This window comes from Candidatus Cardinium hertigii (assembly GCF_003788695.1).
Genome location: NZ_RARA01000006.1, coordinates 724 through 3,506, shown reverse-complemented (window position 1 = coordinate 3,506; position 2,783 = coordinate 724). Strand labels below are relative to the sequence as shown.

Genomic DNA, 2,783 nt, shown 5'->3' with positions numbered 1-2,783 from the left:
TTATACGTCTATTTGAAGAGAAATTTTCAATTTTTACATCAGTATTAAAATTTTGTATTGCCTTATTTATTCATTAATACCTATCATACAATACATAGTTTTCTTTATAGAAAGAAAAGTACTTCCGTTTTAAAAATAAAAAGTCGAAACGGTACAATTTGGCGTACAATAGCATCATCCTTCACGAAGATACATTGCAGCGCGCCAAATCGTACCCGCGCCGAATTCTTACAAACCCATAAAAAGAGATCTTTATTTCAATAACATTTCTACATTCCTTGCAGAACAAACGTGCACGATGAGCCGAAAATGAGATGTTTTAACGCGAAGTTAGAATTTCAATGATTTTTTCTAAATTTCTAAAATTACAGCCGATAAATATTTCAATTTTTCTGATATAATATTAAAATTTTAAAAATCTTCATAAAATTCCCATATTTCCCACCGAGGTCACATTCGCCTCGGCCGTCAGCCTGCACCGGCGAAACACCAGGCCATATTGCTGCTCCTGTGTGGTGGACGCGGCCGTGATGAACGATTTGTTCATTTTGCTGTGAATGACGCAATTGTCAAAAATGACGGTGGAATTGCCGAAAATGTAGTCGGTGGTGCCCTCGATGTAATAGTAGGAATAGTATTGTCGATTCACCTTGTCAACTCCAATATTGCCCGTATACAGCGTGTCCTGTTGAAAATAAAATTTGCTTTTCTTATTTTATTAACCGTCAAATTTCAATTGAAAAAATCTTCTAAAGATAAATTTTTAATAAAAATAATGAAAGAAATATATATCATTTTGAACGAATGTCATTTAAATGTCATGATTTTGCTGCCTTCAACAACCTCGTTAAATGCATGATACTTTAACCAAATTCATATTCTGTTTTGAAAACAGAGTTTTTGTTTTGACACGAATGGCCGAATAAAAATTGGTTTAATTAAATTACACAAATGCCCCTTCCCCATTTAAAAACTCCGTTTTCAAACAAGAGTATAAATTTCGAGTGCACTTTATTAAATTGGGAAGCAATTTACAATATCATATGTAACATCTAATATGTTAATAAAACTATACAAAAAAATTTAATCTAGTAAAATCTAATTAAAAATTAAAGATATCGGATTCGTGACAGCGAGTGACTGCGCTCTAATTCCGATTAAAATTGCATTGAAAAATTTGCAAAAACATGTAAACAGTGAATTTAAAAAAAAATCAGTTACTCATGTAAAAATCTCCCTCCAATCATGCACATTTCACACCCACCTGATTGCCCAGCAGACGACAATTGTTGGCGATGAATCGGTTGCCATCGACGTGCAACGCTATGGCTTGGCCAACGGGGCCCGCCGAATTTTCAATGGTCAAATTCTCGAAGCGCACATCCGGCGACCGGACCCAGACGGTGTAGGAGTTGGCTGTGACGAAAGTGGCATTTTGGCTGCCAGGGATTGGCTTGCCCGAGTAGTCACCATTGGTGATCACGGTGCCCACGAGGTCTTCGCCAATGAAGTGAATGCCTGGGCGTAAAAATAATTGATGAGATTATAAATAAAGAAATTGCAACGATTAGGTCTCTGGATCCAGTGTTTTGATAAATATTCGGTTGTAACATAAGTTTTGACCCTCCTTTTTTTTGAAAGTTCAAAAATCCATATCTTCACTAAATGTACTAAACAAATTTGTTTATTCTTTTTCCAATTTTATTTATTGTCAGTGGCAACTTATCATTGTTAATAATGGCGGATATTTCCAAACTTGATTGTGTTTTGTTCATTTTTAATAAAATAAAAATTTATTGAAAAAAGGAGGGTCAAAACTTATGTTACAAACGAATAAATAAAAGATATAGCTATGTTATCAAAAATAAGGACAAAATTATCAGGTTTTGGCTTTCATTTAGAATTTTTCATCGTTTTTGTTCGATAATCAATTATTCCAATCGGAGCATGCAAATTTGCACATCAAATTCATAAATTTTATAATTTCTTTGTCTAAAATAAATTTTGCTATCGTCTTTCAATTGGAATTCAAAATTTCCAATCTGTCATTTTGCCCAATTTCCCCTGCTTTCTGCTGCACATCGTCGTGCCCGTTTTTGGGTAGGAATTTTAAGTCTTTGTTCACTACCTGATTTTTCGGTGGGAATCACAAGCTTCTCCTGGTAGATGCCCTTTTTAATGTAAATCGTCGCGTTCACGCTGTTCGTGCTGTTCACCGCTGCCTGGATTGTCGTGAAATTGCCAGAGCCATCGGCGGCCACAACAATGTCATAGGCCTGGGGAAGCGGGAGGATATGGGGGCAATTATATTACCTATGCAATTTTTTCAAGACCAGGCGGAATTTTTCATTTGATTTTATTTGATGAGAGAAAAAAAGTTTTTTATGGTATAAATTCATTATTTTTAAATAATTTTAATGAACGTGGATCTCATCTGTATAAAAGCGGAAATGATACGGCAATCCTGGAAGACTAAAACAAGTAAATCTTCTTTCTGACTAATTAAAATCCAACATAGAAAAAATTAAAAAAACAAAAGAAAAAAATTTATCATTTTAAGATTTTTTCTTTGTNNNNCGTGAAATTGCCAGAGCCATCGGCGGCCACAACAATGTCATAGGCCTGGGGAAGCGGGAGGATAGGTGGGGGAATAATCTATGCAATTTTTTCAAGACCAGACCGAATTTTTTATTTGATTTTCTTTGAGAGAAAAAAAAAGTTTTTTTTGGCATAAAATCATTCTTTTTTAATGATTTTAATGAAGAGAAAAAGAACTAGTATGT

The 2,783-nt window shown here is 34.4% G+C and carries 4 protein-coding genes (1 of these 4 running past the window's edge); 1 reads left to right on the top strand and 3 read right to left on the bottom strand.

All coding sequences use genetic code 11. The annotated features are described in order from the left end of the window. Positions 1 to 421 precede the first annotated feature (421 nt). Positions 422 to 649 carry a pectinesterase family protein gene (locus EDM02_RS00100; RefSeq protein WP_260214907.1) on the bottom strand — a complete coding sequence of 76 codons (228 nt, stop codon included), beginning with the start codon at positions 647 to 649 and terminating at the stop codon, positions 422 to 424. Positions 650 to 1,168: 519 nt separating this feature from the next. On the opposite strand from EDM02_RS00100, the gene EDM02_RS06080 reads away from it, so the two are divergent. Then, on the top strand, positions 1,169 to 1,528 hold the full coding sequence (locus EDM02_RS06080) for a hypothetical protein (RefSeq protein ID WP_317614966.1): 360 nt from the start codon (positions 1,169 to 1,171) through the stop codon (positions 1,526 to 1,528). Positions 1,529 to 2,045: 517 nt separating this feature from the next. Here the strand turns inward: EDM02_RS06080 and EDM02_RS00090 are convergent. Further along, positions 2,046 to 2,261 carry a pectinesterase family protein gene (locus EDM02_RS00090; RefSeq protein ID WP_260214906.1) on the bottom strand — a complete coding sequence of 72 codons (216 nt, stop codon included), beginning with the start codon at positions 2,259 to 2,261 and terminating at the stop codon, positions 2,046 to 2,048. Between the two features lie 513 nt (positions 2,262 to 2,774). Then, positions 2,775 to 2,783 carry the end of a pectinesterase family protein gene (locus EDM02_RS00085; RefSeq protein ID WP_123662104.1) on the bottom strand. It continues 129 nt past the right edge of the window, so 9 of the gene's 138 nt are visible here — the last part of the coding sequence; its start codon lies off the right edge, out of view; the stop codon is at positions 2,775 to 2,777.